General features: G+C 39.3%; 2 protein-coding genes. Both read right to left on the bottom strand.

Going from position 1 to position 2,433, the window contains the following annotated elements; translation table 11 throughout:
• A partial coding sequence (locus PVV60_RS10070; protein WP_404977310.1) for a DUF6990 domain-containing protein occupies positions 1–1,271 on the bottom strand: 1,271 nt, incomplete at its 3' end.
• Positions 1,272–1,277: 6 nt separating this feature from the next.
• On the bottom strand, positions 1,278–2,433 hold a 1,156-nt coding region (locus tag PVV60_RS10065; RefSeq protein WP_273724624.1), incomplete at its 5' end, for a VENN motif pre-toxin domain-containing protein.

The raw sequence follows: 2,433 nt of genomic DNA, 5'->3' as shown, positions 1-2,433 counted from the left end.
CAACCCATTTCTTTTAATTGCTCTGTAACTTTATTGAAAGTAATCAAAGCTTGTGGACCAAGATGTGCTTCTGCTGCCTCTCTCTCATGAAGAATTTTCAGATGTTTTTCAGCAAATTCAACGGCATAGTTAACATATTTTTCTACTTCATCGTCATCCAAATGTTCAGAAATCGTACCAGCTTCTAGAAAATTTTTATAAGATTTCAGGATATCAATTCGACCTGTCAACGCTAAACAAGCCAAATGCCAGACTATATCTATATTGTAACTATATTTTTGAACAAGTGTTTTACTTTCTATCGATGCTTGCAAGTCTTGGGCGCGTGCCCATCGTATCACCCGCTCAGAAATTTTGATAAGCTCGTGATCATTTAATGTTCCCACACAAATATCAATTTCTTTACCAAAACCACTAAAAAGACCTCCCCCAATTGTATTAAAAGACTGATAAATATCCGTAGGTCGTATCCAATTATATTCTCCCCTATAGTGAATATATTCGCAAGCTACAGAAATCTCTTCATTAGATATTTTAGCCTCAAGACGAACATTGTAATTATCATGAAGACGTATAAAGCCAAAATTAAACTGAATAAAACGGTCTGGCAAAGAGAGCCACATCTTTCCAGATTCCGTAGAAAACCACCCTTGGGTTTTAAGAATACGGCTTGCTGCGGTAAGGCTCATCAGCTGCTGTTTGGACTTTTTACGTACCAAAATATCATCCAATTCACCATTTCTATAGGCCCGTGCAAAAAGAAGCAGGCGATCATATCGCGTCATCATCTCATAATCAGAGAATTCTAGCACAGATAGTTTGGGGGTAGGATTATCATTTCTTAAAGCATCCATATCACCGAGCAAAGCCTTTGCAACAAGAGAGTGATCAGCAGCTTTCTCACGCAACTTTTGTTCAATATCTTGTGCTTTCGCCCACACAATCACCCTATTCAAAGCCTCCTCAATATGACTTCCTGAAAGATTCTGTGCCACAATTCCGAAATTTTCTTCTGCATAAATCAACATATCACCATATTCATAGCGCGACTGTTCGCCATTATCATATTCCTCAGCAAGACAATAAGCGGCGGTGGTAAGAGCAACTGATAGCCGCAACCTTCCACCATCCTCTCCATAATCTACAACATCATAGAGAATGCGTATTATACGATCGGAGAGATGATAATAAGCCAATGTATCTCCAACTTCATGGCGATAAGTCTTCCAGCCAAGTCTTTTTAAAATTTCTGTTGCATCTTTGGTTTTCATTATGCTTCACTTTCCTTTTAAATAGCTTGGATGTCGATCAACTCCATAGTGCAGTATCCCTTCATTCCACTTTTTATCTAACTGGTCTTTAGCCCAATTTTTGTTAAATTTATCTAATTTTTCCTCCAATTCTTTTACACTACCTTTAAACTTGTCTATAGTATTTTTAAGATCTTTTTGATACTCATTGAATTTTTCTTTATTTTGCTCAAGATACTTTTCAGCTTCAGGACCACAAAATTTTATGCTTCCTGTTGTTTTACATATTTCTCTTAAACCTTTCTGCCATTTACTTAATTTGGCTTTACCTGTTTTCGTCTCATCAAACGCTGGTTTTCCATCCTTAATAAATGTGTTATCGGGACGTGTTCTTACCTTAATTGTGCCTTTATCTGTCTTAAGTTCAATTTCAATCGTTAATTCTTTTTCGCTGGGTGAAAATCCTTCCTCCTCTAATTTTTGTTTTTTCTCATCGCGCTTTTTGTCATGATGTTCCCTAGCTTTATTAAGCTTTTTACCTTTTCCATCGTTGTCATCGTCATTATTGTTTTGTGGATCTTTAGCACTCGCCTGAGAAGCTTTATTTTTTTCTTCTTTGGTACTTTTGTCTGTTTTTTCACTATCTCCTTCTGCGCTTTTTGACACAACAGCTAAATTGCCAAGAGGATCAGTTGTAGCAACAATATCTTTGTTCAAATAGGATACGACAACAACTACACCACCTACTAACAGAATTGCCCATCCTAAAGGAGTTATGGAAGATACAACTGCTCCAGCCTCTAAAACAAGCGGTGCTGCTAATGCAAGGCTATTATTCTCCGCAGCATTACCTGCGGCATCAGCACCGGCATTAACATCACCGCCGGCAAGGGCAGCGGCAACGCCCCCCGCAGCACGTGCGATATCAATGGCATGATCTTTAAAGTCAGAAAATTGCTCTTTAATCTTTTGACCTATGCGCGCTTGATCTTCTACGGTTAGCGGGCGACCATTCAATGCTGCTATTTCTTTTTGTATAAAATTTTTGGACCACAGTTTAAACTGGAGCATAGCAGTTGCTTCGCCGACAGCCCCGCCGATAGCACCGGCAGAGCAAGCACCGCTCGCAACAGCGCCTTTTAAGCAGCCAAGACCGGCGTGGGCAACGATCTGTGTGAGCGTA

The sequence above is a fragment of the Bartonella sp. AU18XJBT genome (assembly GCF_028618595.1).
In the GTDB taxonomy this organism is placed as follows: domain Bacteria; phylum Pseudomonadota; class Alphaproteobacteria; order Rhizobiales; family Rhizobiaceae; genus Bartonella.
Note: the sequence above shows the minus strand (reverse complement) of the source record. Positions and strands in the feature narration are given on the sequence as shown.